The sequence below is a fragment of the Martinezella calliandrae genome, assembly GCF_030272695.1.
Classification (GTDB): Bacteria; Pseudomonadota; Alphaproteobacteria; order Rhizobiales; family Rhizobiaceae; genus Rhizobium; species Rhizobium calliandrae.
Window position 1 is genome coordinate 1 of the sequence record NZ_JARFYN010000001.1, and the last position, 25607, is coordinate 25607.

The 25607-nt window shown below is 60.2% G+C and carries 27 protein-coding genes; 12 read left to right on the top strand and 15 right to left on the bottom strand.

Features of this window, described 5'->3' with window-relative positions; all coding sequences use genetic code 11:
• Positions 1-662 precede the first annotated feature (662 nt).
• Positions 663-1517: an SDR family NAD(P)-dependent oxidoreductase gene (locus PY650_RS00005; RefSeq protein ID WP_285877032.1), complete on the top strand. Its 855-nt coding sequence runs from the start codon at positions 663-665 to the stop codon at positions 1515-1517.
• 63 nt (positions 1518-1580) lie between these two features.
• Entirely contained in the window at positions 1581-2222 is a 642-nt protein-coding gene (locus PY650_RS00010) for a LysE family translocator (RefSeq protein ID WP_285868551.1), read from the top strand.
• On the opposite strand, the gene PY650_RS00015 is transcribed toward PY650_RS00010, so the two are convergent.
• From PY650_RS00015 to PY650_RS00035, 5 genes are all read right to left on the bottom strand, one after another.
• Positions 2206-2634, bottom strand: coding sequence for a hypothetical protein (locus PY650_RS00015; RefSeq protein WP_285877033.1), 429 nt, complete (start codon positions 2632-2634; stop codon positions 2206-2208). The genes PY650_RS00010 and PY650_RS00015 overlap by 17 nt on opposite strands.
• A gap of 5 nt (positions 2635-2639) precedes the next feature.
• Complete coding sequence (gene rlmN, locus PY650_RS00020) at positions 2640-3875, bottom strand: dual-specificity RNA methyltransferase RlmN (RefSeq protein WP_285877035.1); 1236 nt, start codon at positions 3873-3875, stop codon at positions 2640-2642.
• Positions 3876-4139: 264 nt separating this feature from the next.
• Positions 4140-4700 carry an invasion associated locus B family protein gene (locus PY650_RS00025; RefSeq protein WP_285877037.1) on the bottom strand — a complete coding sequence of 187 codons (561 nt, stop codon included), beginning with the start codon at positions 4698-4700 and terminating at the stop codon, positions 4140-4142.
• A gap of 334 nt (positions 4701-5034) precedes the next feature.
• The gene (locus tag PY650_RS00030) at positions 5035-5424 is read right to left on the bottom strand and encodes a YkvA family protein (RefSeq protein WP_285877038.1); all 390 of its coding nucleotides are present in this window, start codon (positions 5422-5424) and stop codon (positions 5035-5037) included.
• A 67-nt stretch (positions 5425-5491) separates the two neighbouring features.
• Positions 5492-5797, bottom strand: a complete 306-nt coding sequence (locus PY650_RS00035) for a 4a-hydroxytetrahydrobiopterin dehydratase (RefSeq protein WP_285877039.1) — start codon at positions 5795-5797, stop codon at positions 5492-5494.
• Positions 5798-5833: 36 nt separating this feature from the next.
• Here PY650_RS00035 and PY650_RS00040 point away from each other — a divergent pair, with 36 nt between their 5' ends.
• Entirely contained in the window at positions 5834-6310 is a 477-nt protein-coding gene (locus PY650_RS00040) for a low molecular weight protein-tyrosine-phosphatase (RefSeq protein ID WP_285877040.1), read from the top strand.
• Here PY650_RS00040 and thpR read toward each other — a convergent pair.
• Together thpR and PY650_RS00050 are read right to left on the bottom strand one after the other, a co-directional pair.
• Positions 6241-6837: an RNA 2',3'-cyclic phosphodiesterase gene (thpR, locus tag PY650_RS00045; protein WP_285868561.1), complete on the bottom strand. Its 597-nt coding sequence runs from the start codon at positions 6835-6837 to the stop codon at positions 6241-6243. The genes PY650_RS00040 and thpR overlap by 70 nt on opposite strands.
• 68 nt (positions 6838-6905) lie before the next feature.
• The gene (locus PY650_RS00050) at positions 6906-7556 is read right to left on the bottom strand and encodes an arylesterase (protein WP_285877041.1); all 651 of its coding nucleotides are present in this window, start codon (positions 7554-7556) and stop codon (positions 6906-6908) included.
• Positions 7557-7630: 74 nt separating this feature from the next.
• On the opposite strand from PY650_RS00050, the gene PY650_RS00055 reads away from it, so the two are divergent.
• From PY650_RS00055 to PY650_RS00070, 4 genes are all read left to right on the top strand, one after another.
• A complete protein-coding gene (locus PY650_RS00055; protein WP_285877297.1) occupies positions 7631-8341 on the top strand; it encodes an ABC transporter ATP-binding protein in 711 nt (236 codons plus the stop codon).
• Positions 8338-10884, top strand: a complete 2547-nt coding sequence (locus tag PY650_RS00060) for an ABC transporter permease (protein WP_285877042.1) — start codon at positions 8338-8340, stop codon at positions 10882-10884. Before PY650_RS00055 ends, PY650_RS00060 begins: the two co-directional genes overlap by 4 nt.
• Before the next feature lie 247 nt (positions 10885-11131).
• On the top strand, positions 11132-11875 hold the full coding sequence (locus tag PY650_RS00065; protein ID WP_285877043.1) for a Bax inhibitor-1/YccA family protein: 744 nt from the start codon (positions 11132-11134) through the stop codon (positions 11873-11875).
• 122 nt (positions 11876-11997) lie between these two features.
• Positions 11998-12555 (top strand): GNAT family N-acetyltransferase, encoded by a 558-nt coding sequence (locus PY650_RS00070; RefSeq protein WP_285877044.1) that lies wholly within the window; start codon positions 11998-12000, stop codon positions 12553-12555.
• A 15-nt stretch (positions 12556-12570) separates the two neighbouring features.
• Here the strand turns inward: PY650_RS00070 and PY650_RS00075 are convergent, their stop codons facing one another.
• From PY650_RS00075 to acnA, 3 genes are all read right to left on the bottom strand, one after another.
• The gene (locus tag PY650_RS00075; protein ID WP_285877045.1) at positions 12571-12972 is read right to left on the bottom strand and encodes a DUF2794 domain-containing protein; all 402 of its coding nucleotides are present in this window, start codon (positions 12970-12972) and stop codon (positions 12571-12573) included.
• Between the two features lie 334 nt (positions 12973-13306).
• Positions 13307-14050: a DUF1223 domain-containing protein gene (locus PY650_RS00080; RefSeq protein ID WP_285877046.1), complete on the bottom strand. Its 744-nt coding sequence runs from the start codon at positions 14048-14050 to the stop codon at positions 13307-13309.
• A gap of 263 nt (positions 14051-14313) precedes the next feature.
• Positions 14314-17004, bottom strand: a complete 2691-nt coding sequence (gene acnA / locus PY650_RS00085) for an aconitate hydratase AcnA (protein WP_285877047.1) — start codon at positions 17002-17004, stop codon at positions 14314-14316.
• 275 nt (positions 17005-17279) lie between these two features.
• Here acnA and ccmA point away from each other — a divergent pair, with 275 nt between their 5' ends.
• The 5 genes from ccmA (at position 17280) to PY650_RS00110 (ending at position 20368) form a co-directional block, all read left to right on the top strand.
• Entirely contained in the window at positions 17280-17927 is a 648-nt protein-coding gene (gene ccmA / locus PY650_RS00090) for a heme ABC exporter ATP-binding protein CcmA (RefSeq protein ID WP_285877048.1), read from the top strand.
• Positions 17928-18105: 178 nt separating this feature from the next.
• Positions 18106-18765 carry a heme exporter protein CcmB gene (gene ccmB, locus PY650_RS00095; protein ID WP_285877049.1) on the top strand — a complete coding sequence of 220 codons (660 nt, stop codon included), beginning with the start codon at positions 18106-18108 and terminating at the stop codon, positions 18763-18765.
• 58 nt (positions 18766-18823) lie between these two features.
• Positions 18824-19585, top strand: a complete 762-nt coding sequence (locus PY650_RS00100) for a heme ABC transporter permease (RefSeq protein WP_285877050.1) — start codon at positions 18824-18826, stop codon at positions 19583-19585.
• A gap of 1 nt (position 19586) precedes the next feature.
• Complete coding sequence (gene ccmD / locus PY650_RS00105) at positions 19587-19760, top strand: heme exporter protein CcmD (RefSeq protein ID WP_285877051.1); 174 nt, start codon at positions 19587-19589, stop codon at positions 19758-19760.
• On the top strand, positions 19757-20368 hold the full coding sequence (locus tag PY650_RS00110) for a DsbE family thiol:disulfide interchange protein (RefSeq protein WP_285877052.1): 612 nt from the start codon (positions 19757-19759) through the stop codon (positions 20366-20368). Before ccmD ends, PY650_RS00110 begins: the two co-directional genes overlap by 4 nt.
• Before the next feature lie 216 nt (positions 20369-20584).
• Here the strand turns inward: PY650_RS00110 and PY650_RS00115 are convergent, their stop codons facing one another.
• From PY650_RS00115 to dapF, 5 genes are read right to left on the bottom strand one after another with little or no spacing between them, the layout of a single operon-like run.
• Positions 20585-21175, bottom strand: a complete 591-nt coding sequence (locus PY650_RS00115) for a DUF2585 domain-containing protein (RefSeq protein ID WP_285877053.1) — start codon at positions 21173-21175, stop codon at positions 20585-20587.
• Complete coding sequence (locus PY650_RS00120; protein ID WP_285877054.1) at positions 21172-21891, bottom strand: septation protein A; 720 nt, start codon at positions 21889-21891, stop codon at positions 21172-21174. The genes PY650_RS00115 and PY650_RS00120 overlap by 4 nt, the downstream gene beginning before the upstream one ends.
• Positions 21888-23375: a signal recognition particle-docking protein FtsY gene (ftsY, locus tag PY650_RS00125; protein WP_285877055.1), complete on the bottom strand. Its 1488-nt coding sequence runs from the start codon at positions 23373-23375 to the stop codon at positions 21888-21890. The genes PY650_RS00120 and ftsY overlap by 4 nt, the downstream gene beginning before the upstream one ends.
• A gap of 23 nt (positions 23376-23398) precedes the next feature.
• Positions 23399-24673, bottom strand: a complete 1275-nt coding sequence (gene mtaB, locus PY650_RS00130; RefSeq protein WP_285877056.1) for a tRNA (N(6)-L-threonylcarbamoyladenosine(37)-C(2))-methylthiotransferase MtaB — start codon at positions 24671-24673, stop codon at positions 23399-23401.
• The gene (dapF, locus tag PY650_RS00135) at positions 24670-25575 is read right to left on the bottom strand and encodes a diaminopimelate epimerase (protein WP_285877057.1); all 906 of its coding nucleotides are present in this window, start codon (positions 25573-25575) and stop codon (positions 24670-24672) included. Before dapF ends, mtaB begins: the two co-directional genes overlap by 4 nt.
• Positions 25576-25607 lie beyond the last annotated feature (32 nt).

Genomic DNA, 25607 nt, shown 5'->3' on the forward strand with positions numbered 1-25607 from the left:
TAAGCGAAACCATCAGAAAGCTCCAAAACAGAGCTCCCTAAAGAATCCATATCACATCAAACCGCCACACCTTTTTTCAAATGCGATTCCCCTGCGGTGGAGGCGTCGCCCGGCGCATGCGAAGAGATGGTTTCAGAAAGGATGCTCCATCTCATCCGGTTTCGACGTGAGCCGCGTTCTGATCGTTTCGGCCTGCTAGCACATCGCGTCCTTCGGCATTCTCGCTCGGCGAAGAGGTTCTATTTCCGCAAATGTAAATCGTCTGCGACAGGCACGGGGGCTTTCGACCAGATGGGCCGGCTTCACTCTTTCCGAACGGAGAGGCCATGGACGCTTAAGAAAGCTGCCTGCGCCGCATTACGGCTTCGACGACTTCTCGCGCCTTATCCTGCTGATTGAGATAGATGGCATCGACGTCTTCCGACGATTGATATGGCGTCGAACGCATCCTCTATCTTTGCTCTATCGAGCTGTCTTTCACCCGCCATGCCTATCTCCATATCCGATCAATATAGATGAGCAGGTAGTGGAAGTTGCCGATACGCGTGTTATTCGCGTTGCAAACAGCAGTCATGCGATGGATTGGCGATTTCGATTTGACACATCAAATCGAGGGATCATATCTCCAGTATACAGACAACATTTTGGGGAAGGCGACGCCCGTGACCGATATTCAAGACATTTTCAAGAAGGCCAATGTTGCCGTCATCACCGGCGGCGCCTCGGGCATCGGGTTTGCGGCGGCGAAATTTTTCGCAAGGCTCGGCATGAGCGTCGCCATCGCCGATCTTGGACGCGACCGGCTCGCTGCTGCGCGCGCCGAGCTCGAAGCGATCGCCGGCGTGGACCAGATCATGGTGGTCGAGACCGATGTTGCCCATAAGGAACAGTTGGAAGCTCTCGAACGCGCCGTCCTGCAGCATTTCGGCCGGGTGCATGTACTGATGAACAACGCCGGCATTGGGCCGGAAACCTCAATCTTCAGCCCGCAGGCCGGCTGGGACAACATTCTTGGTGTCAACCTTATGGGGGTCATCAATGGCACGCGCGTTTTCGGACCCGGCATGCTAGCCCATGGAAAACCCGGCCTGATAATCAACACCGGATCGAAGCAGGGGATCACCACGCCGCCTGGCAACCCGGCCTATAACGTCTCCAAGGCCGGCGTGAAGGTCTTCACCGAGGCCCTGCAGCACGAGCTGCGCAATACCCCAGGCGCCAAGATCGCCGCACATCTCCTGATCCCCGGCTTTGTCTTCACCGGCCTCACAAAGGGTGACCGCCAGGAAAAACCGGCGGGCGCGTGGACGCCGGAACAGACGGTCGATTTCATGGTGGAGAGCATCAAGCGCGGCGACTTCTATATCCTCTGCCCAGACAACGACGTGCAGCGGCCGACCGACGAACGCCGCATGCTCTGGGCGGCCGGTGATATCATCGAAAACCGCCCGCCGCTGTCGCGCTGGCATCCCGACTATGCCGACAAGTTCAAGGCATTCCTTGAAAAGAAGGATTGATTTGCAAAGCGCAGAAAGCCGGATAAAAACATTGATCCTTTTGTCCGGCTTTCGGAGCGTGTCATGGACTTCATACCCAGCCTGCCGACCCTTCTGGCTTTTTCCGCCGCGAGCTTGCTGCTGGCGGCAACCCCAGGCCCCGATATGACGCTGTCTATCAGCCGTGCCTTGGCGCAGGGCAAGAAAGCAGCACTTTTCGTGGTCCTCGGCACTAGCCTCGGCATTGTCGTTCATACATGCCTGGTGGCTTTCGGCGTTTCAGCCTTGATTACCGCATCGCCGCTTGCCTTCACTATTCTGAAAACCGGCGGCGCCGCCTACCTGCTGTGGCTGGCGATCCAGGCGATCCGCTTCGGTTCCAGCCTGTCGGTCAAGAAGGTCGACGAGGCCAGGGGCACGCCGCTCACCAACGTCTCGACCGGCTTCTGGGTCAATCTGCTGAACCCGAAGGTCATCATCTTCTTCATGACCTTCCTGCCGCAGTTCGTCACGGCGGGCGATCCGGCCGTCACGCACAAGCTTCTGTTCCTGGGCTTCTTCTTCATCCTGATCGGCATGCCGGTCAACACCATCGTCGTCCTTGCCGCCGATGGTCTGGCGTCCTGGTTGCAGAAGAACCGCGGCGTCATGCGCGGTCTCGACTACACATTTGCCAGCGTCTTTTCGGTCTTCGCGGTGAAAATTTTCCTCACCCATTCCCGGTGATGACGGGGGCGCGTCCCGCAAACCGGCCAGCAATCCACCAGTAGAGGGTTGCGCTGGTGGCGCCAAGAAAAGCAAAACAAACGACGACGGTGATCAGGTTCAGGGTCTGCGGCCTCTCAAGATTGCCTGAGATGAGAACAGACGCCAATGCCGATAGCAGGGCGCCGTAGATGGCGTAACCGTACCAACGGCGCATGCCGCGCCATTCGAAGATCGCAATGACGACAAGCGATGGCACGACGCTGACTATCATCGCCAGCTTGGTCATCGCGACGGTCAGTGCGAACAATTCCGGTGCGGCCATTCCCGGCATCGTCCAAGCCGCAACGCAAGCCAGCACGAAGCCCATCAGAACGCAGGCTCCGAGATAGCCCCACAGAAGCCGCATCGGCCTGCGCAAACCGAGCAGCATCAGCGTCAATCCTCGCCGTGGTTGGCGATCATCATGGCTTCGAAAGCCAGTCGTTCGGTCTTGCGCATTCGCTCCGATTCCGACTTCAATTGGCCGCAGGCGGCAAGGATATCGCGGCCGCGCGGTGTGCGGATCGGCGAGGCGTAGCCGGCTGCGTTGATGAAATCGGCAAACTTCTCGATCTGCTCCCAGTCGGAACACTGGTAATTCGTGCCCGGCCACGGATTAAAGGGGATGAGATTAATCTTGGCCGGAATGCCCTTCAAAAGCTGGACCAGGCCCTTGGCGTCTTCGAGGCTGTCGTTGACGCCCTTCAGCATCACATATTCGAAGGTGATGCGCCGGGCGTTCGAAAGGCCGGGATAGGCGCGGCAGGCGTCCATAAGTTCCTTCAGCGGATATTTCTTATTGATCGGCACCAGCATGTCGCGCAGGTCATCACGCACCGCGTGCAGCGAGATTGCCAGCATGACCCCGATCTCGTCTCCGGTGCGGTAGATTTCCGGCACGACGCCGGAGGTAGAAAGCGTGATACGGCGCTTGGAGAGCGACAGGCCATCGCCATCGGAGGCGATCAGCAGCGCCGTCTTCACACTCTCGAAATTGTAGAGCGGCTCGCCCATGCCCATCATGACGATGTTGCTGACCTTGCGGCCCTCGGCAGGCATGATCGTCCCTTGCGGCGCCTCGCGGTCCGGAAAATCTCCAAGCCGGTCACGCGCGAGAAGCAATTGCGACAGGATCTCCTCCGCTGTCAAATTGCGGACGAGGCGCTGCGTACCGGTGTGGCAGAACGAGCAGGTGAGTGAACAGCCGACCTGACTGGAAATGCAGAGCGTGCCGCGACCCTCTTCCGGAATGTAGACGGTTTCCACTTCGACCGGCCGACCGGCTCCGCGCGGCGGGAAGCGCAACAGCCATTTGCGGGTTCCGTCATTCGACACCTGCTCTTCGACGATCTCCGGACGGGCGATGGAGAAATGCGTCTTCAGCATTTCGCGCATGTCCTTGGAGACATTCGCCATGGCATCGAAATCGGAGATGCCGCGCACATAGATCCAGTTCCAGAGCTGGCTGACACGCATCTTGATCTGCTTGTCGGCGACGCCCTTTTCCTTCAGTGCCGCAGCCATTTCCTCGCGCGTCATGCCGATCAGCGACGGGTTCGGCGAGAGCTCGACCGGATGGGAAATCGGCATCGGCTTCAGCTTGGGTGAGGTCATGACATCGATCGCGGACATAGGATCATTCCAATGGTTGATATCAGCGATGCCCCCCAAAAGCTTGAAAGCTGCGGGCTGGGGCAAGGCACTGAGATCAGAAGGTTCATTTGGTGCGGAGCAAGGAAATTGCGAATACACCGCTCATCGGCGGGGCCTTTAGCATTAATTTCAGTCCGCGTCATCCCTCCTGGAAAAGCAGAAGGCCGGCCACGCGGGCCGGCCTCATCGAGACGGTCTCCACAAAGCCCGCGATCACTTTGCCGTGATCGGGCCGTATCGATCTTATTTGCAGCTTTCGATCTGCTTCAGGGCGGCGGTAACGCCCTTCAGCGAGTAGGTGTAGGAGGTGCCGGTGCCCTTCTTCGACGTCGCGGTGACCTTCAGCGAATGGCCCGACTTGAGCGCTGCGACCAGCGCCGGCTCCTGCGCGGCATTCTCGACCCAAGCGGCCTTGTCCTTGGTGAACATCACGAAGGTCTTGTTGTCGATGACCACGTCGACCTTGGAATTCTCCTTGAGCGGATAGCCCATCATCGCCTGCGGCTCGTAGGAGATGTTCTGGCCCGGGCGCTGGGAAACGATGAAGAAGTTGTCGCCATGATCAATACCGGAGGCCGGCAGCTTGGCTGTTGGCACGGAGAGAACGTAGCAGACCTTGCCGGCCCCGGACTGGTAGGAATAGGCACCCCAAGCCTCGAACTGCTGGATGCGTGTCGGAGCCGCCGGTGCCGCTGCCTGCGCTTGTGCGGGCGCTGTCTGCTTCTTGGCCTTGGTCTGCGCGGATGCGATGCCGGTGCCGGCCAGAACGAGCGAGAGGGCGATTGCGAAGCTTTTTACAAACATGGTTTCCTGCCGATTTCTTGCGGTCCAGAGCTCGAGGCGACTTGAGTAACGCACACCTATGCTCATGAGCTGCCCTATTTTGACTTTATTTAGGTTACCAAACCGTCAACGGGGCGGTGACTGCCCCTGGTCTGTGTCATTTCGATTCAAGGTGCCGCGCCAGGCCCGAAATACATCAGGAAGAATTGGAAAACCCGGATGGTGAAACACCACCCTTACGGGATCGATTTAAGACAAAAAGATTCAGGCAAGAGTTTGACCTCCCTAAATTCAGGAATGCCTCATAAAAGTCTGGAAACCCGGCAGGAATCCGCTGCGGCCGATCGGACGGGAATTAAGCCGTCTTTGCAGCCTCGAGCTCGTCGGCCAAGGCCCTGTCGGCGGCGTCGTAATGCTCCTGGCGAATGTGGCCCTTGATCATGCCGAAGGCAATCGTCAGCACCGCCACATCATCCGAAAAGCCGATGACGGCAAAAAAATCCGGGATGATATCGACCGGCATAACGAAATAGCCGAGTGCTGCCAGCAAAATGCCGCGAACACGCGTTGGCGTCTGTGGATCGAGCGCACAATAGAAGGCCGCAACGACATCGCGGGAAAACGGGACATAGCGCGCAGCCTTACGCAAGGTCGGCCAGAACTTGCTACGAACCGTCTTCTCCTGCCGTTCCTGTGTCTCTTCGTCACCAGGCATCAGGATTTCCCCGTACTTGATGTCATCCATTCCACTTCATCCCTAAAGGAAGCCCTTCCTGAGCCGCCTCAAACATATGGTGATAAGTGCCCGCGATTCAATCAGCTCGCCGCGTCGCCGCCTTTTCCATCGCCCTGGCGAGCTTGACGTCCTGTTCCGTCAAGCCTCCGGCGTCATGCGTCGTCAGTTTCACGTCGACGCGAGAATAGACGTTGAACCATTCGGGGTGGTGATTGAACTTCTCCGCCGCCAGGGCCGCCTCGGCCATGAAGCCGAAGGCCTCGACGAAATTGCGGAATTTGAAGCTCTTCGAAATCGACAGGCGGTCGGCCGCCAAGGTCCAACCGCTAAGCCCAGCGACGTTTTCATCAATTGCTGCCGGTTCCAGCTTTTCGTATTTCATGACATGATCACTCCTCTCAATCCGTTGAACGATACCATGGACCGTCACAAGATTCTTTTTGTTTGCGCTGGCAACATCTGCCGTTCACCGCTTGCCGAAGGCATCTTCCGGCATCTTGCGAGCGAAGCTGGCTGCGAGTTCGAGATCGATTCGGCCGGCACCGGCGGCTGGCATCAGGGCGAAAGGCCGGACCGCCGCTCAATAGCCGCCGCCGCAAACCATGGCCTCGACATTTCCGGTCAACGCGCCCGCCGCATCGAAGTTGCCGACTTCGATCGGTTCGACCTGATCCTGGCAATGGATCAAGACAATTTGAAGAATTTACGGAAATTCGCGCCCGCCGATGCGCTCGGCAAGCTCCACCTCTTCCATGCCTTCACGCTTGGCAGCAACAAAGACATCCCGGACCCCTATTATGGGGGCCATGAGGATTTCGAAGCGGTCTACACCAAGCTCTTGGCCGGCTGCATTGCGCTGTTGCCCATGGTTGGAAAAGCGCTGCGAGCCTCGTGAAGCGGAAAGACCTCCTCGGTCAAATAGGGACCGCCGCCGACCGATTCGCGCGATGACAGCAGCACGAAGCGCCCTACCGTGAACGGGGCGGTGTGAAAGTTGCCGCGGCCGGAAAGATAGTGCACGACATCGTCGACACGCGAAGACTTGAGCCGCGCCAGCGTGACATGCGGCGTGAACTTGCGCGGATCCGGCGGCAACCCAATGCGCTGGCAGATCCGTTCGATCTCGCCCTGCAGCGCGTACATATCGGGCGTCTGCGTAACGCCGGCCCAGACCGAGTGCGGTTTCTTCGAGCCGAAGGAGCCGATGCCTTCCAGCCGAAGCTGGAACTCCGGCCGATCGATGCGATCCAGACGCTCGACGATTTCATCCGCGGTGCGACCATCGACATCGCCGATGAAACGAAGAGTGATGTGGTAATTTTCAACGTCGATCCACCGGGCTCCGGGAAGACCGCCGCGCAACAACGAAAGGCTCATAGCCGCGTTGCGCGGAATTTCGAGGGCGGTAAAAAGTCTCGGCATAACGAGCACTCCCCGAATCTCTTGCAGATAACAGCAGGGAATCATGCAATTGCAGCCGGTGCAAGCTCCTATTTCGCGCCTGCGGCAATCGTCCCAATGAAACTGGTCGCTACGGGCTGGAAGCGTTGCACCATGATGTCGACGCCCTGCGGGTTCGGATGCATGCCATCTTTTAATTGTAGGTCCGCATGTGTGGCAACGCCATCGAGAAAAAATGGATACAGTGTGAGCTGATATCTGTCAGCGAGCCGCTTGTACATCGAGTTGAACTTGGCTGCGTACTGCGGACCCATGTTCGGCGGCGCCAGCATGCCCGCGAGTAGGACGGGAATGTTGCGCTCCTTCAGCCGGCTGATGATGGTGTCGAGGTTCTTTTCCGTCTGTTCGGGCGGAATGCCGCGCAATGCGTCGTTGGCGCCGAGCTCGAGGATAACGCCGTCCGTTCCATCCGGCACCGACCAGTCGATGCGCGATAGGCCGCCGGAGCTGGTGTCGCCGGACACGCCAGCATCGGCAATCGCCACATCAAGCCCCTTGGCCTTCAGCGCCGCCTCCAGCTTGGCGGGAAATCCGTCGCCCGGCGGTAGCTGGAAACCGGCCATCAGGCTATCGCCGAGACCGACCAAATGGATCGTCCGAGCCTCGGCTGCACCGGCAGCGCCAAAGAAAAGACCGAAAACAATGACAGCGAAGTGAAACGCGGCAACTTTAAAACTCATGATCTATTCCCTAAATTCGCCATGAGGGCCAAGTCGAGCCCGCCATGGTCTCTGATCTATATAGGGCTTCCGCATTGGCAAAAACCATCATCGAGCTAAAGAAGGCGGATTTAACGCTCGGCACTGCCGCCGCCTCCGTTCACGTGCTGAAAGGTATCGACCTCACCGTTAACGAGGGCGAATCCGTCGGTATTGTCGGCCCCTCGGGCTCCGGCAAGTCGACGCTGCTGATGGTGCTTGCCGGCCTCGAAAAGCTCGACAGAGGTGAACTTCTGATCCGTGACACGCCCCTGCACCGCCTGAGCGAGGACCGCGTTGCCGATTTCCGCGGCCGCAACATCGGCATTGTCTTCCAGTCGTTCCATCTCATTGCCAATATGACGGCGTTGGAAAATGTCGCTGTGCCGCTGGAGCTGGCCAATGTCCGCGACGCCTTCGACATCGCCCGGCGCGAACTGCAGGCTGTCGGCCTCGGCGAACGGCTGAGCCACTATCCAGGTCAGCTTTCCGGCGGCGAACAGCAACGCGTGGCTATCGCCCGCGCACTCGCGCCATCACCCGCCCTGTTGATCGCCGACGAGCCGACCGGCAATCTCGACACGGACACCGGCAGGCAGATCGCCGATTTGCTTTTCGCCCAGCAGGCCGAGCGCGGCACGACGCTGCTGCTCGTCACCCATGATCCGGCGCTCGCCGCCCGCTGCTCGCGCCAGATCCACGTCCGCTCCGGCGAAATCGAGGGCGACAGCGCCCGCGCGCGGACCAATCAGGCGGCCATGGCATGACCGCGGCGGGAGCGCGTCTCACGCTTGCCTTTCGCCTGGCGCTGCGTGAATTGCGCGGCGGCCTCAGTGGCTTTTACATCTTTCTAGCCTGCATCGCCCTCGGTACCGGCGCCATCGCCGCCGTCAACTCCGTCTCGCGCTCGATTACCGACGCCATCTCGACACAAGGCCAGTCCTTGCTCGCCGGCGACGTCCGCTTCGAGCTCAACAATCGCGAGGCGACGCCGGACGAACTGACCTATCTGAACAGCCTCGGCCAGCTCTCCCAATCCACCGGCCTGCGCTCCATGGCCCGCATGCCCGATGGCTCCGACCAGGCACTGGTCGAGGTCAAGGCAGTCGACGGCGCCTACCCGCTCTACGGCACCTTCGAGGCCGATCCGGATCAGCCGCTGTCAACGCTGCTCGCTGCCAAGGACGGGACCTGGGGCGCGGTCGTCGCTCCCCTGCTGCTCGAGCGGCTGAACCTCAAAGTCGGCAGCGAGCTGCTGCTCGGCAATACGAAGCTGCGGATCACCGGCACGGTAAAGACCGAGCCGGATTCGGTGTCGGAGGGTTTCGGCTTTGCCCCACGATTGCTCACGAGCCGTGACGCTTTGGTCGCCTCGGGCCTGATTACGACCGGAAGTCTCGTCGAGCAGGTCTACAAGATACGCTTGGACGATCCCTCCGGCGACCTCGGCAACATCGCCGCCCGCGCCAATACGGCTTTCCCGCAGGCCGGTTGGTCGATCCGGACCAGCGACCGGGCCGCCCCTGCCCTTGCCGACAATATTACGCGCTTCTCGCAATTTCTGACATTGGTCGGGCTGACGGCTCTGATCGTCGGCGGCGTAGGCGTGGCCAATGCGGTGCGCGCTTTCCTCGATTCCAAGCGCACCACAATTGCCACCTTCAAATGCCTGGGTGCACCGGCCCTGGTGGTGGTGATGATCTACCTGATCCAGATCGCCCTGATTGCGCTGGCCGGCATCGCCCTCGGTCTCGTCCTCGGCGCCATCGCGCCATTGCTCGCTTCACAGTTCATGGCCGAATTTTTGCCGATCTCGACCGCACCACAGCTTTATCCTGGCCCGCTGACGCTTGCAGCGCTCTTCGGCCTGCTGACCACGCTCGCTTTCGCCATACTGCCGCTCGGTCATGCCCGCGAAGTGCCGGCAACAGCGCTCTTCCGGGAACAGGGTTTCGAGACCCGCCGCCTGCCGAGCTGGCCATACTTGCTCGCCGCCTGCCTGCTGATGGCTGCCCTTGCAGCGCTCGCGATTTTCACCGCCTATGACAGCTACATCGCCGTCGTCTTTGTCGTCTCCATTGCCGCCGCCTTCGTGGTGCTGCGCGCCGTCGCCGCCCTGCTGGCGTGGCTTGCGCGCCGCAGCCCGCCCGTTCACTCACCCGCCCTGCGATTGGCGATCGGCAATATCCATCGGCCGGGTGCGCTCACCGCCTCCGTGGTCCTCTCGCTCGGTCTCGGCCTGGCGCTCCTGGTGACCTTGACCCTGATCGACGGCAATATGCGCCACGAGCTGACCGGGCGTATGAGCGAGCAAGCGCCGAACTTCTTCTTCGTCGATATCCAGGGCTCGGAACTCGACGGCTTCCGGAAGGTCGTGGAGGCGCAGGCGCCCGAGGGCAAGCTCGTGGAAGTTCCGATGCTGCGTGGCCGTATCGTCGCCTTCAATGGCCAAGACGTGACCAGCATGAAGGTACCGCCGGCCGGTCAATGGGTGTTGCGCGGCGATCGCGGCATAACTTATGCCGAGACCATACCGGAGAACGCCGCCCTGACGGAAGGGCAATGGTGGGGCAAGGATTATAGCAGCGAGCCTCTGGTCTCCTTCTCCGACGAGGAAGGCAAGGCGCTCGGCCTGAAGCTCGGCGACACCGTGACCGTCAACGTGCTCGGCCGAAACGTGACGGCCAAGATCGCGAGCTTCCGCAAGGTACAATGGCAGTCGCTGTCGATCAATTTCGTCATGATCTTTTCGCCCAACACCTTCAAGGGTGCACCGCATGCGTGGCTTGCAACCCTCACCGATCCCACCGCTACATCGGCACAGGAAGCCGCGATCCTGAAGAGCGTCACCAACACCTATCCGACGATTACCAGCGTCCGCGTCAAGGATGCGCTCGATGTCGTAAACACGCTGGTCGGACAGCTTGCCGCCGCTATCCGGGCCGCAGCCTCAGTTGCGCTCATCGCATCCGTGCTGGTGCTCGCGGGCGCGCTTGCGGCCGGAAATCGCGCACGAACGCATGACGCGGTCGTGTTGAAGACGCTCGGCGCGACGCGGGCCATGCTGATCCGCGCCTTCAGCTACGAATATCTGATCCTAGGTGCCGCAACCGCGGTCTTTGCACTGCTCGCCGGTTCTGTGGCCGCCTGGTATGTCGTCAGCCGCATCATGCATTTGCCCTCAACCTTCCTTCCCGACGTTGCCTTATCGACCCTCTCCATCGCACTGCTGCTGACAGTCGGGATCGGACTGGTCGGCACCTGGCGTGTGCTTGGGCAGAAGGCAGCGCCGGTCCTGCGTGAACTCTGAGAGCGCAACGGGGAAATCGGCGTCGCTTTCCGAAAAGCCTTGTGCGCAGCCAACACGCTTCGTCCACTAACCGTGCGCCCGGGATTTACCCGATATTACACCGATTTAACCCCGCAGCCGCCGCTTAGGCCTTGTGCACCCGGCCTGAAAGCCTCATATTCTGTGCAGGCATGCTGGAGCTCCGCAGCGGCGCCCGGGACCAAAACGCCCGACACCGTACTCACATCGGAGCTTAAAAGAGGAAAACATGGCTGACTTTCGCAACTACCCAAACCGGACGCCGCAAACAGGCGCGCAGACCGGCGCGATGATCGATGAGGGCCTTCGAGCCTACATGCTCAAGGTCTACAACCTGATGGCGCTGGGTCTGGCGATCACAGGTTTTGCTGCTTACGGCGCCTTCTCGCTCGCATTCGCTGACGGACAACTTACGGCTTTCGGCCAGGCAATCTACCTGAGCCCGCTGAAGTGGGTCATTATCTTCGCGCCGCTGGCAATGGTGTTCTTCCTGAGCTTCAGGATCAATCGCATGAGCGTGGCCGCCGCGACGACAACCTTCTGGGTCTATGCGGCGCTGGTTGGTCTGTCGCTGTCGTCGATCTTCATCATTTACACGGGCCAGAGCATCGTGCAGGCCTTCTTCGTGACCGCTGCGTCCTTCGGCGCGCTGTCGCTTTACGGTTACACGACGAAGCGTAGCCTTTCGGCTATGGGCTCGTTCATGATGATGGGTCTCTTCGGCCTGATCATCGCCATGCTCGTCAACATCTTCCTGCAGTCTTCTGCAGTGCACTTCGCCATTAACATTATTGGCGTTGTGATCTTCGCAGGCCTCACCGCCTGGGATACGCAGCGGATCAAGGAAATGTATTATGAAGCCGACGACGTTGCCGTTGCTGGCCGCAAGGCGATCATGGGCGCACTGACGCTTTACCTGGACTTCATCAACCTTTTCATGTTCCTGCTGCAGTTCATGGGCGATCGCAAATAACTGCCACGGCATGACTGATCCTTCGAAAAGGCGGCTTCGGCCGCCTTTTCTGTTTGCCTTGCTGCCTCACACACGGCTTTATATCCGCTTCTTGAAATCGCAGATCAGGCAAGAAAACGCAGATGTCCTTCCGCCTTCGCAACGTTACCCCGACCGACCTTCCATTCATCACCTCGATCTATTGCGACTCCGTTCTGCACGGCACGGCAAGCTATGAGATCATCCCGCCCAACGAAAAGGAGATGGCAGGTCGCTTCCAGGCGATCCGCGACAAGGGCTATCCCTATATTGCTGCGGAGGACGAAGACGGCGCCTTTCTGGGCTATGCCTATGCCTCGGCGTTCCGTACACGGCCGGCCTATCGATGGATGGTGGAGGATTCGATCTATCTTGCGCCCGAGGCCCGTGGCCGAGGCATCGGCAAAGTGCTGCTGGCAGCTCTGGTGGAAACCTCAAAGACCCTTGGCTTCCGCCAAATGATCGCCGTTATCGGAGGCGCCCACCCAGCCTCGGTCGCCCTCCACCGCGCCGCTGGCTTTGTGGAGACGGGCCTATTGAAAGGCGCGGGCTACAAGCACGGCCGGTGGCTGGACACGATGCTGATGCAGAAGGCACTCGGCGATGGCGCGGAATCCGACCCCGATCCATCGGTCTATCCGGGGACGTTGTTTGGGGGGTAGCGCGGCAGGGAAAGGTCACTTCTCCACCAGCTTCAGCTGCTTATCGAAGACCTTCAGCACCTGGTTCAGGTCGTGGCCGCGCTTCAGGATCATGCCGCTGGTGTTGATCACGGAAAAGGCGCCCTGCTTGGCGGCGAGCTTGGGATTTTTCTCGATGCGGAAAAGCGGCAGTTCACCGGAACGTTTGAAGACCGAGAAAACCGCCTTTTCTCTGAGATGGTCGATGGCGTAGTCGCGCCACTCCCCATCGCCGACCATGCGGCCGTAGATCCACAGGATCGCGTCCAGCTCCCTGCGGTGGAAGGTCACCGGCAGCGGATCCTTGCTCTGCTTATATTCTCTGAGATCAACGACGACGGAAGAAGTGCTGTCGACGGAACGGCTTTCGCCGTGTCGCAATTCCGGCTGATCAGTCATCAATCCCCCAGGGGTTGTGTCATGACAAGAAAGTGACAGTTTGCCTCAGCCACGGCAAATTGCAAGACCGGAGGCTGCTCACAATTTCTTGCGCTCGGAGGAAAGCGTCTTGGCGCCGCCGCATTTCAGTCAAAACGATGCCCGATTTTCCGGAACTATAGACAGCCGTTTGGCGCCGCCGCGCCAAACGGCCCGGCCGGGGCGTATCGACCGAACCCCAGCCCCGAATGCGCCCTCGCCGGGCACCCTCTCTTTTTGGCGTCAGCCAAAAAAGAGAAGTTTTTAGCGCCTGCCGATATAGATGCTTTTCGGCGAAAGCCGAAATAATGTTTGATCACCCGTCCGTGCCGATCGTCAGTACGGTCGCGCCGATGATCGCCGACGGGTCGCCCGACGGCGTCGAGGACTGTAGCAGAACCGCCAGGCCCCGGCGGCCAGCCTTGTCCATGACATTGGCAGGCAGCACGACATTCATTTCCTTGCCGTCCCACATGCCGACGGTTTCGACGTCCGAAACAGCGTGCAGGTAGGTGATCTGCCGGCCGTTGTTTTCACCGGCCTTCGGAGAAACCTGCTGTTCCTTATCAAAATAGGCAACGACCACATTGGCTTTACCTTGGCCGGCGCCGATCTTGATCTCCAGCTCGTCACCCTTCATGGCCACATTCACGGGAACTGTCAGGCCCTTGCCATGGTGCTGGAAGTCGTCGAGCTTGGTGTTGATCGCGTCGAGATTAGCGCCGTTCATATGGTCGCGGCCATTGATGATCGCTTGCGGCGTATAGACCCCGCTGCGACCGAGCGTCCGGGCATAGGCATATTGGCGAGCCGTATTATCCTTGGACGCCATCGTGTCGTTCCAGCCGAGGTAGTTCCAATAGTCGACATGATAGGCGAGCGCGACGACATCGCCCTGACGGATCAGCTTTTGAAATGTAGCATCGGCGGGCGGACAGGACGCACAGCCCTGAGACGTGAAAAGCTCGACGACGCCCTTGATCTTGGCAGGCTCCTGCGCATGCAGCGAACTTGCCAGCGCGATGCCTGCTAGAAGTGGAACCAAAAACCGTAGGCGCATGCCCTTATACCTCTTTCTCAGACCTTGAAAGCCATGTGCTGGCACGATCCCCGAAACCGCCCGCGCTTCTCAGGGTGTCCGTTAGGCCCTCATCAAGCCTGATAAATCTAAAACAAGAGATAATCGCTAAGCACGATGACGCAAAGTCACGAAGGGGTGAGACGAAGGCCCGGAGAGGACAGCGTCGTACACATCGGCGTGAAAAACAAGACGCCGCCGGAGTATGATACTCCGGCGGCGTGTATTAGTGGTTTTAACGCCAATTAGGCCGCGAGATCGCGCAGAACCGTCTGCAGGATGCCGCCATTATTGACGTAGGTAACTTCATCCAGCGTGTCGATACGGCAGATGATCGGAACGTCCTTCACCGTGCCGTCGCCATAGGTGATCTTGGCGATCTTGCGCTCGCGCGGCTTGATGTGTTCCAAGCCCTCGATCGTTACGGTCTCGTCGCCCTTTAGGCCGAGGCTGGCCCAGGTTGTGCCGTCCTCGAAGACGAAGGGGATGACGCCCATGCCGACCAGGTTCGAGCGATGGATGCGCTCGAAGGACTGGGCAATGACCGCGCGCACGCCGAGCAGGTTCGTGCCCTTAGCAGCCCAGTCGCGCGACGAGCCGTTGCCGTATTCGACGCCGGCGAAGATGACGAGCGGAACGCCCTCGGCCTTGTACTGCATGGCCGCATCGTAGATCGACGTCTCTTCCTTGGACGGATAATGGATGGTGTAACCACCTTCCTTGCCGTTCGGGCCGAGCATATGGTTGCGGATGCGGATATTGGCGAAGGTACCGCGCATCATGACTTCATGATTGCCGCGGCGCGTGCCGTACTGGTTGAAATCGGCAACGCCGACGCCATGACCGATAAGGTAGGCACCGGCCGGCGAAGCGGCCTTGATCGAACCGGCCGGAGAAATGTGGTCGGTGGTGATCTTGTCACCGAAGAGACCGAGGACGCGGGCGCCCTTGATGTCGGAAACGCCGGCGCCGGTCTTGCCCATGCCCACGAAGTAAGGCGGGTTCTGCACATAGGTCGAATTATCGTCCCAGGCATAGGTCTGGCCCGGAGGCACCTGCACGGCCTGCCAGTTGGCATCGCCCTTAAAGACGTCGGCGTACTTGCTCTCGTAGAGTTCGCGGGTAACGTATTTCAGGATGAATTCCTGCACTTCCTGCGAGGTCGGCCAGATGTCCTTCAGGAAGACGGGCTTGCCGTTCTGGTCTTCGCCGATCGGCTCCTTGGTCAGATCCATCTGCACCGTGCCGGCGAGCGCATAGGCGACGACGAGCGGCGGCGAGGCGAGATAGTTCGCCTGGACGTCCGGCGAGATGCGGCCTTCGAAGTTACGGTTGCCGGAAAGAACGCCGGAAACGATCAAGCCCTTGTCGTTGATCGTCTTCGAGATCGGCGCCGGCAGCGGGCCGGAATTGCCGATGCAGGTGGTGCAGCCGAAGCCGACCAGGTTGAAGCCTAGCTTGTCGAGATCCGACTGCAGGCCCGACTTGGCGAGATATTCAGCGACGACCTGCGATCCCGGCGCCAGTGATGTCTTGACCCACGGCTTGGTCTTCAAGCCCTTGGCAACGGCGTTGCGAGCGAGAAGGCCAGCGGCGATGAGAACCGACGGGTTCGAGGTGTTGGTGCAGGACGTGATGGCGGCGATCGCGACGTCGCCGTGGCCGATATCGAAATCCGTGCCTTCGACGGCGTAGCGGGTCGAAAGCTGGCCCGGCTTCTTGTATTCGCTATCCATCGAAGTGGCGAAACCGGAAGCGATGTTTTCCAGCGCGATGCGGCCTTCCGGGCGCTTCGGGCCGGCCATGGACGGTACGACGTCGCCGAGGTCGAGTTCCAGCGTGTCGGTGAAGACGAGATCGGAACCGTCACCTTCGCGCCACATGCCCTGAGCCTTCGAATAGGCTTCGACCAGCGCAATGCGGTCTTTCTCACGGCCTGACATGTTGAGATAGTTTAGCGTTTCCTTGTCGACGGGGAAGAAGCCGCAGGTCGCACCATATTCCGGACCCATGTTGCCGATGGTGGCGCGGTCGGCGAGCGGCATGTTGTCGAGGCCGGGGCCGAAGAATTCGACGAACTTGGAAACAACGCCCTTCTTGCGCAGCATCTGAACAACCGTCAGCACCAGGTCGGTCGCCGTGACGCCTTCCTTGAGCTTGCCAGTGAGCTTGAAGCCGATAACCTCGGGCAGTAGCATGGAGACCGGCTGGCCGAGCATGGCAGCTTCGGCTTCGATACCGCCAACACCCCAGCCAAGAACGCCGAGGCCGTTGATCATGGTCGTGTGCGAATCGGTACCGACACAGGTGTCGGGATAAGCAATCGTCTGGCCATCCTCTTCCTTGGTCCAGACTGTCTGGCCGAGATATTCGAGGTTCACCTGGTGACAGATGCCGGTGCCGGGGGGAACGACACGGAAGTTCTTGAATGCCTGCTGGCCCCACTTCAAGAAGCGGTAGCGCTCTCCGTTGCGCTGGTATTCCAGCTCGACGTTGCGCGCGAAAGCCTGCGGCGTGCCAAACTCATCGACGATGACGGAATGGTCGATGACGAGATCGACGGGAACGAGCGGATTGATCTTTTCCGGATCGCCGCCGAGCGACACCATCGCGTCACGCATGGCTGCCAAGTCGACGACGGCAGGAACGCCGGTGAAGTCCTGCATCAGCACGCGCGCCGGGCGATAGGCGATTTCGTTCTCGACGGTACCCTTGTTGGCCAGCCATTCGGCGACCGCAACGATATGTTCCTTGGTGACCGACTGCCCGTCTTCGAAGCGCAGCAGGTTCTCAAGCAGCACCTTCATCGAAAACGGAAGCTTGGAAACACCGGGCAGACCATTGGCCTCAGCCTTCGGCAGGCTGAAATACACATAGTCTTTCCCGCCCACGGTCAGCGTGGAACGACAATTGAAACTGTCAAGAGATTTAGACACGAGAGACCCCGTTTCTGATAGCCAACACAGTCGTGCGAACGCCTATGCACTTAATGCACATCAGGATGCGGGTGCGGCCATTTCCGCTGTCCGCACGTAAGGAGGAAAACCTTAAGTTCGGCACAAGGATGAAATTCACGCCGACCGCTGGCGTGGTTGCGGGTCTTATAGATAATTTCGTAAAGACTTGCCAGAGTGGCCAAACGCAAATTTGGACAATTTTTTGCGCGTTGCGGCAAGGGTAACTGCACTGGAAATAGAGAAAGCCTGACTTGATGCATCTAAGCGCTGAAAACCTGGCTGCAAGGCGAGGCGAGGACCTAATTTTCACGAATGTTTCCTTTGACTTGAGCGATGGTGACGCCCTAATCCTTACCGGTCGCAACGGCTCGGGAAAATCAACACTTTTGCGTGTTGTCGCCGGCCTCCTCAAACAGGAAAAAGGCCACGTCGCCTTCACCGATTCCAAGGGCGAATCCGACCGGATGCCGGGCGAAGTCAGCCACTACCTGGGCCATCGTAACGCCATGAAATCAGAACTTACGGTTGCGGAGAACCTACTTTTCTGGAAAGAGTTTTTCGGAGACATGATCGGCGGCGCCGGTCTTGCCATCGAGGATGCCGCCGAAGCCGTCGGCCTCGCCGGCATTACCCACCTCCCCTTCGGCTACCTCTCCGCCGGCCAGCAACGACGATTCGCCTTCGCAAAGTTGCTGGTCGCCTATCGTCCGGTCTGGGTGCTTGATGAACCCACCGCGGCCTTGGATACGGCCGCGGACCGGCTGTTTGTGGAACTCATCTCGTCGCATCAGAAGGCGGGAGGGATCGTATTGGCGGCGACCCATCAGCCGCTGGGGCTCACGAATACACAGGAAATGCGGATGACGGGGTTTGTCGGAGTGAGCGAAGGGATGTGGGGATGATCGGAATGACGATCCACCTCCTCTCCCCTCGGGGACAAGAAGCCCGAAGGGCAGATGAGGGGAGCGAGGAGGTCCTTGAGCGCCAACGAAAGGTCAATTCTGTCGCGGAAGGAAGCCCCCTAGTCCGAGCCTTCGGGCCACCTTCTTCCCAAGGGGAGAAGAAGGTTGGTGCCACATTATGACCGCCCTCTTCCTCCGCGACCTCCGCCTCTCGGTCCGCGCCGGCGGTGGCTCTCTCATCGGCATTCTCTTCTTTCTGACTGTCGTCGCCGTCATTCCCTTCGGCGTCGGCCCCGACCTCAAGCTGCTGTCGCGCATCGGCCCGGCTATCGTCTGGATCGGCGCGCTGCTGTCCGCCTTGCTCGGCCTCGACCGCCTGTTCCAGGCCGAACGTGACGACGGCTCGCTTGATCTGCTGGTGATGCAGGAAACGCCCCTTGTGCTGACCGTGCTCACCAAATGCGCCGCCCACTGGACGGCGACCGGCCTGCCGCTGGTCATCGCTTCGCCGCTGCTCGGCCTCTTCATGAACATGAACGAGACGGCAATCGGCGCCACGGCCCTGACCCTGCTCGTCGGCTCGCCGGCGATCACCTTCATCGGCGCGGTCGGCGCCGCCGTCGCCGTTGCTCTGCCACGTGGTGGGCTGCTGGTATCGATCCTGGTGCTGCCGCTGACCATTCCCGTACTGATCTTCGGCGTCAGCGCCACCTACGCAGCCGTCGAAGGTCCGCAGCCTTTCCTGCCACCCTTCCTGATCCTGATGGCACTCACCTTATTCTTCGCCGTGCTCGGCCCGGCAGCGGCGGCGCTCGCCTTGCGCAACACGACGGATTGATCGGCCTGAGACAGTGCGATCGATTGCCGTAAGAGGGATATAAGGGTAAATAGGCCGCATGAGCGATATCAGCCCCGCGATCAGCAGATTTTCCGACCTCGCCAACCCGACTCGGTTCCTGGCGCTTTCGGCGCGTCTCATTCCCTGGCTCGCGGCGATATCAGCCGTGCTTTTCGCGATCGGCCTTTATCTCGCCTTTGCCACCGAAGGCGACTATCAGCAGGGCGACACCGTTCGTATCATGTATATCCACGTGCCGGCGGCCTGGCTGTCGATGATGTGCTACACGATCATGAGCATGTCGGCGATCGGCACATTGGTCTGGCGCCACCCGCTAGCAGACGTCTCCACCAAGGCTGCCGCGCCGCTCGGGGCCGCCTTCACGCTGGTCGCCCTCGTCACCGGCTCGCTCTGGGGCAAGCCGATGTGGGGCACCTATTGGGTCTGGGATGCGAGGCTTACCTCGGTCTTCATTCTGTTTTTGATGTATCTCGGCCTGATCGCGCTGAACCGCGCTATGGACGATCCGTCCAAAGCAGCGCGCGTCACCGCAGTGCTGATCCTCGTCGGCTTCATCAACATTCCGATCATCAAGTTCTCGGTCGACTGGTGGAACACGCTGCACCAATCGGAAAGCATTATGCGCCTGGACGGCCCGACCATCGATGCGCAATTCCTCTGGCCGCTCTTCACCATGGCTATCGCCTTCACGCTGCTGTTCTTCACACTGCATCTGATGGCGATCCGCAACGAGATCTGGCGTCGCCGCATCGCCGCGCAGCGCCGTCTCGCCGCGCGCATGGCCGCTCGAGAGGAATAGCATGACGCATCCCTTCTACGTCTACGGCTCCTATGGCTTTACCGCCACCATGATCATCGCCGTCATCGCCTGGACCTGGATCGACGGACACCGGCGGCGCAGGGAGATCGCCGCACTCGAAGCCGCGGGCATCCGCCGCCGGTCGCAACGCGCGCCGGAAGGCAAGGCGAAATGAGCTTGGAAACCAAAGAAGGCGACAAACCGAAATCGGGTGGCACCGGTCGCTATTTGCTGGCGCTCATTCCGCTGATCGTCTTTGCCTGCATTGCCCTTGCCGTCGGCAAAGTGATGTATGACCAGGAAGTCCATGGCACCGATATTTCCGCCATCCCCTCGGCCTTGATCGGCACGAAAGCCCCGGCGCTGGCGCTGGCACGGCTCGAAGGCTCCAATCTGCCCGCGCTGACCGACGATGCCATTCGCGGCAAGCTGACGCTCGTCAACGTCTTCGCCTCTTGGTGCCTCCCCTGCCGCGAAGAACACCCTGTTTTGAAGGACCTAGCCAAGGACGGACGACTGAATATCGTCGCCATCAACTACAAGGATACGAGTGAAAACGCGCTGCGTTTCCTCGGCGAACTCGGCAATCCCTATAGCGCCATCGGCATCGATCCGAATGGTACGGCCGCAATCGACTGGGGCGTCTACGGCATCCCCGAATCCTACCTCGTCGCCCCCGACGGCACGATCCTCTATAAGCAAGTCGGCCCCTTTACGCCGACCAGCCTCAAAGAGGGGCTATATCCGGCGATCGAAAAGGCGCTGAGAAAATTTGCGTCATAGCCACCCTGATCTCATCAAGGACAGATAGTGGCAACCCGCCTTGGTGGTTCGAGGCGGCAGCCTTGTGGGCTTCCGCTGCTCACCATAAGGGCTGCCAACCCCCACAAAATCGAGATTGCTGCGCCCGTTTCACTAAAGCGCTACCGGCATTTAGATGCAACTTCATGGTGATCTCTGGCGGGAATTGCGTGTAGAATTAATCAAAACTGCTGCGGATCAAAGCCCGCCCTGCCAAGTCTTGATCGCCTCGACCGGCCAGAGCAGCATGATGACATTCAGTGTGAGATTGTCGCGGATCAGCCAGCCGGTGAGCAGTTCGAAGAAGATGGCAACAGCCACTGTCACCAGCACCGGCGCGTGCGACGCAAACAGGAAGCCGACGACCATAAACACCGCGTCCATCGCGGAGTTCATGATGCTGTCGCCGACATAGTCGAGCGAGATCGTCGCCGCGCGATAGCGGTTGATGATGATGGGAGAATTCTCCAGGATCTCCCAGCCGGATTCGATCAGCATGGCAATGGATAGCCGCATCGACAGCGGCTTGCCGCGCATGATCAGATGCGTCAGCCCAAAGAACAGGAAGCCGTGGATGATGTGCGACGGCGTATACCAGTCGGCGACATGCTGTGAATTGCCGCTGGAATTGACGACGGGTTCGAAGAGCTTGACATAGCCGCAGGTGCAGATCGGCACCCGGCCCATGATATATTCCGTGAGGATCTGGACGAGCAGAACCGCCGCGCAGGCAATAAACCAGAGGCTCTGCTGCCAATTACGTATTTCCGCGTCCGAACGCGCCGTCACTGTTCAGTGTCTGCCGGCGGATTGACCGTGTGTTTCATAATCAACGGCATCTGCGACAACGTGAAGAGGATGGTGATCGGCATCGTGCCCCAGACCTTGAAGAGCACCCAGAGATTATCCGCGGCCTTGACGTCGGGCAGGTAATACCAATTCGAGCCGCGCCAGACGACTTCGTTGAGTACGGCCAGAAACAGGAAGAAGATGCCCCAGCGCAGCGTAAGCTTGCGCCAGCCCTCGCTATCCAGCTGGAAGGCCGCGTTGAAGACATAGCCAAGCAGCGATCTGCCGAAGGTGAGCCCCCCGAGCAGCACCAAGCCGAACAAGGCGTTAATGATGGTCGGCTTCATCTTGATGAAGGTCTCGTTCTGCAGATAGATGCCGAGCGCCCCGAAGGTGACGACAACGATGCCGGATACGAAGGGCATCAGCGGCAGATGGCCGAGCATGATCTTCGAGACGACAAGCGAGATCACGGTCGCCGCCATGAACAATGCCGTTGCGACGAAGAGCGGGCCGCCGAGCCCCGACAACGCCGGAAAATGCTGCACCAGCCAATCGCCGCGCAGATTGCCGAAGAAGAAGACCAGCAACGGCCCGAGCTCCAACACCAGCTTCAACAGCGGATGATGCTTGTCAGCAGCACTTGGGGTCAGATCACTGTCGCTGGTCGTCATCGCGGCACTCTCATTGTCACCGAATTTGGTTTTGTCGTTCATTGGCCGATTCCGGCGATGGCCTGGGCGAAATCCTCGGCCTCAAATGGCTCGAGATCGTCTACACCCTCGCCGACGCCGATGAAATAGACCGGAAGCTTGTGCTTGGCCGAGATGGCCACCAGAATGCCGCCCCTCGCCGTGCCGTCGAGCTTGGTCATGATCAGCCCATTGACCCCTGCGACGTTGCGGAAGATTTCCACCTGGTTCAGCGCATTCTGGCCCGTCGTAGCGTCCAGCGTCTGCAGGACGGTATGCGGCGCGTCAGGATCGAGCTTGGCGAGCACCCGGACGATCTTTTCCAGCTCCGCCATCAACTCGGCCTTGTTCTGCAGCCGACCGGCTGTATCGATGATCAGCACATCGCTCTTGCTGGCCTTGGCCTGCTGGAAGGCATCGAAGGCAAGGCCGGCGGCATCGGCCCCGAGCTTGGTACCGATGAATTCCGACTTGGTGCGGTCTGCCCAGATCTTCAACTGCTCGATCGCAGCCGCACGGAATGTATCGCCGGCAGCGACCATAACCTTCAGCCCGGCCCCGGACAATTTCGCCGCCAGTTTGCCGATCGTCGTCGTCTTGCCGGTGCCATTGACGCCGACAATGAGGATGACATGCGGCTTGTGGCTAAGATCGAGCTGCAATGGCTTGGCGACCGGTTTCAGCACCTTGGCGATTTCCTGCGCCATGATCCGGCTGACATCCTCGCCGGTCACATCCTTGCCGTAGCGTTCCGAAGCCAGCGTATCGGTGACCCGCATTGCGGTTTCGACCCCAAGGTCAGCCTGGATCAGCAGGTCTTCCAGATCCTGCAGGGTCTGATCGTCCAGCTTGCGCTTGGTGAAAAGCGCAGCAATCTGACCGGTGAGCTGCGACGAGGTGCGGGCGAGACCGGCGCGCAGGCGCTGGAACCAGGTCTGTCTTGGCTTAGGGGCTTCGGGGATCGGTGCTGGGGCGGAAGCGGCGGTGGAAAAGCCCTTGGGAAGGACGGGGGCTGCGGCAAGAGTTTCGGCGCTTTCCGACGAAGGTTCCAAGTTTGCTGGGGTTTCAGCACTCCCCTCTGTCCTGTCGGACATCTCCCCCCCAAGGGGGGAGATCGGTTCGGGTGTGGCCGCGTCTAGCTCGTCACTAACTTCCGTCGCCACAGGGTGCTCTGCTGACGAAGCTTCTTCGGCCCCGATTTCCTGAGCATTCAACTCAGTGCGAAAATCGCTCTCTGCTTGCTCGTCAACGGGCTTTTCTTGGGGCTTTTCTTGTTCCGAAGGCGCGGCATCCTCCAAACGATCTCCCCCCTCGTGGGTGAGATGTCCCGGAGGGACAGAGGGGGGTGACGCAGGTTCAGCAGGCTCGGAGGCCGGCGAAACGTCGGCAACAGGCGCCTCCCGCGCGGCAGCGGATTGCTCAACGGCCAAAGCCTCTTCCGGCGCCTGCTCTTCCGCCGGCTTCTCGCGGCCGAAAGTGAAGACTTTTTTGATGAAACTGAGCGCCATGAAATTTCCGTGAGCGAGTAGGATCAGGCCGCGTCGGCGGCCGCAAGTTGCATGTCGAGATGCTTGCCATTGTGGCCGGTGATTGCGACCTGCACAAGGTTGCGCGGACTGAGGCCCGGTGCTGCGACAAGCGTGAAGTTTTCCGTATGCGCCAGCCCATTATTCTCCACGAGCAGCCACTGCCGCGTTCCGACCATCGTATCCAGATGGGACTGATACAGTTTTTGTCCAGCCAGGCGCAGACGTGCGGCGCGTTCCTTGACTAGCGCCCGGTCGAGCTGCGGCATCCGCGCGGCGGGCGTGCCGGGACGTGGGCTATAGGGAAAGACGTGCACATACGCAATGCCAGCCTCTTCCGCAAGATTGACGGCGTTTTCGAACATCGCTTCCGTTTCCGTTGGAAAACCGGCGATCATGTCGGCGCCAAAGCTCGTCTCCGGCCGAAGACGGCGAACGTCCTCGACGAAGCGAATGGCATCGGCGCGGGAATGCCGCCGCTTCATCCGCTTCAGGATCAGGTCGTCGCCATGTTGCAGCGACAGATGCAGATGCGGCATGAAGCGCGGCTCTTCAGCAATCAGGTCCATCAGATGCTGGTCGGCCTCGATGCTGTCAATGGAGGAAAGCCGCAGGCGGCAGATCTCGGGGATCTGCTTCAGCAGCGTCTTCGCCAGAAGGCCGAGCGTCGGCTGGCCTGGCAGGTCGGCCCCGTAGCTGGTGGCATCGACGCCGGTCAAGACGATCTCGCGGTAACCGCTTTCGACCAGATTGCGCGCCTGGCTCACCACCGCGCCCATCGGCACGGATCGCGAATTGCCGCGGCCATAGGGGATAATGCAAAACGTGCAGCGATGGTCGCAGCCGTTCTGTACCTGGATGAAGGCGCGCACGTGCCCGTCGATATGCCGGATCATCTGCGGCGCGGTCGCCCGCACGCTCATGATGTCGTTGACGCGCAGCTTCTCTTCGACCGAGACACCGAAATCCGGCAGCGCGCGATAGGAAGCACTCGTCAGCTTCTCTTCATTGCCGAGCACGGCGTCTACTTCGGCCATCTCGGCGAAAGTCTGCTTCTCCGTCTGCGCGGCGCAGCCGGTGACTATGATGCGGGCATGCGGATTGTCGCGCCGCGCGCGGCGGATCGCCTGGCGCGCCTGGCGCACGGCCTCGCCGGTGACGGCACAGGTATTGACCAGGATGGCGTTGTTAAGCCCGGCTTTTTCTGCCTCGGCCCGCATCACTTCGGATTCATAGGTGTTGAGACGGCAGCCGAAGGTGATGACCTCGACCCCACTCACCGCGCCTGAGCCCCCTGCTCCTGATCGCGTGTCCAATGACCCGTTGCCGGATCGACGGAGCCGGACCACTCCCATTCGGCCGGGCCGGTCATGACGACGTGATCGTCGCCTTCCCGCCATTCAATGGTGAGTTGGCTCGGGGCCGGGGCAGAGGCGACGTCGATCGTCACCTCGCGGCCGGTTCGACCCGTACGCGCCGCGCTGACGGCGGCCGAACAGGCGGCCGAGCCGCAGGCAAGCGTCAGCCCCGCGCCGCGCTCCCAGGTGCGCGTGCGCAGCGTGGCCGGCGAAAGCACTTGCGCTAGGGTGATATTGGCGCGCTCGGGAAACATCGGATGATTTTCGAGCAGCGGCCCAAAACGGGCAAGGTCGAAGGACATCGGGTCCTTATCGACCCAGAAGATCGCATGCGGATTGCCCATCGACATGACTGACGGCGAATGCAGGACGGGATTGTCGATCGGCCCGATCTGCAGCTCGATGCGGCGCGTATCGGCGAATTCTTCCGCGAGCGGAATCCTGTCCCACGCAAAGACCGGCTTGCCCATGTCGACCGAAATCGTGCCGTCCTCATGCTCGACGGCATTCAAAATGCCGGCGACGGTCTGGAAGGTGAACATCTTCTTGCCGGTCTCGGCGGCAAGCGCCTGCACGACGCAGCGCGTGCCGTTGCCGCAAGCCTGCGCCCTGGTGCCGTCGGAATTCAGGATTTCGATCCAGGCGTCGGTGCCTTGAGCCTTCGGATCGTGGATTGCCATGATCTGATCGAATTCCGTGGCCGGATCGGCATTCAGCGCAATCGCCGCCGCCGCCGTCACCACGTCTTTCCGGCCGCGCATATCGACAACCAGGATCTTGTTGCCAAGCCCGTTCATCCGCGCAAATTCGACCGTATTGCTCATAATGGTATGTCCGTCAGTGTATTTCGAGCTGT

Bases quoted from the DNA above. Each gene is read 5' to 3' on its own strand.
- ccmB (WP_285877049.1), top strand. From the start codon at position 18,106: ATGACCGCCCTCTTCCTCCGCGACCTCCGCCTCTCGGTCCGCGCCGGC.
- PY650_RS00035 (WP_285877039.1), bottom strand. From the start codon at position 5,797: ATGAAATACGAAAAGCTGGAACCGGCAGCAATTGATGAAAACGTCGCT.
- PY650_RS00120 (WP_285877054.1), bottom strand. From the start codon at position 21,891: ATGAACGACAAAACCAAATTCGGTGACAATGAGAGTGCCGCGATGACG.
- PY650_RS00065 (WP_285877043.1), top strand. From the start codon at position 11,132: ATGGCTGACTTTCGCAACTACCCAAACCGGACGCCGCAAACAGGCGCG.
- ccmA (WP_285877048.1), top strand. From the start codon at position 17,280: ATGCATCTAAGCGCTGAAAACCTGGCTGCAAGGCGAGGCGAGGACCTA.
- PY650_RS00025 (WP_285877037.1), bottom strand. From the start codon at position 4,700: ATGTTTGTAAAAAGCTTCGCAATCGCCCTCTCGCTCGTTCTGGCCGGC.
- PY650_RS00015 (WP_285877033.1), bottom strand. From the start codon at position 2,634: ATGCTGCTCGGTTTGCGCAGGCCGATGCGGCTTCTGTGGGGCTATCTC.
- PY650_RS00050 (WP_285877041.1), bottom strand. From the start codon at position 7,556: ATGAGTTTTAAAGTTGCCGCGTTTCACTTCGCTGTCATTGTTTTCGGT.
- PY650_RS00100 (WP_285877050.1), top strand. From the start codon at position 18,824: ATGAGCGATATCAGCCCCGCGATCAGCAGATTTTCCGACCTCGCCAAC.
- PY650_RS00070 (WP_285877044.1), top strand. From the start codon at position 11,998: ATGTCCTTCCGCCTTCGCAACGTTACCCCGACCGACCTTCCATTCATC.
- ftsY (WP_285877055.1), bottom strand. From the start codon at position 23,375: ATGGCGCTCAGTTTCATCAAAAAAGTCTTCACTTTCGGCCGCGAGAAG.
- dapF (WP_285877057.1), bottom strand. From the start codon at position 25,575: ATGAGCAATACGGTCGAATTTGCGCGGATGAACGGGCTTGGCAACAAG.
- PY650_RS00040 (WP_285877040.1), top strand. From the start codon at position 5,834: ATGGACCGTCACAAGATTCTTTTTGTTTGCGCTGGCAACATCTGCCGT.
- ccmD (WP_285877051.1), top strand. From the start codon at position 19,587: ATGACGCATCCCTTCTACGTCTACGGCTCCTATGGCTTTACCGCCACC.
- PY650_RS00110 (WP_285877052.1), top strand. From the start codon at position 19,757: ATGAGCTTGGAAACCAAAGAAGGCGACAAACCGAAATCGGGTGGCACC.
- PY650_RS00030 (WP_285877038.1), bottom strand. From the start codon at position 5,424: ATGGATGACATCAAGTACGGGGAAATCCTGATGCCTGGTGACGAAGAG.
- PY650_RS00080 (WP_285877046.1), bottom strand. From the start codon at position 14,050: ATGCGCCTACGGTTTTTGGTTCCACTTCTAGCAGGCATCGCGCTGGCA.
- PY650_RS00060 (WP_285877042.1), top strand. From the start codon at position 8,338: ATGACCGCGGCGGGAGCGCGTCTCACGCTTGCCTTTCGCCTGGCGCTG.
- PY650_RS00075 (WP_285877045.1), bottom strand. From the start codon at position 12,972: ATGACTGATCAGCCGGAATTGCGACACGGCGAAAGCCGTTCCGTCGAC.
- thpR (WP_285868561.1), bottom strand. From the start codon at position 6,837: ATGCCGAGACTTTTTACCGCCCTCGAAATTCCGCGCAACGCGGCTATG.
- rlmN (WP_285877035.1), bottom strand. From the start codon at position 3,875: ATGTCCGCGATCGATGTCATGACCTCACCCAAGCTGAAGCCGATGCCG.
- PY650_RS00010 (WP_285868551.1), top strand. From the start codon at position 1,581: ATGGACTTCATACCCAGCCTGCCGACCCTTCTGGCTTTTTCCGCCGCG.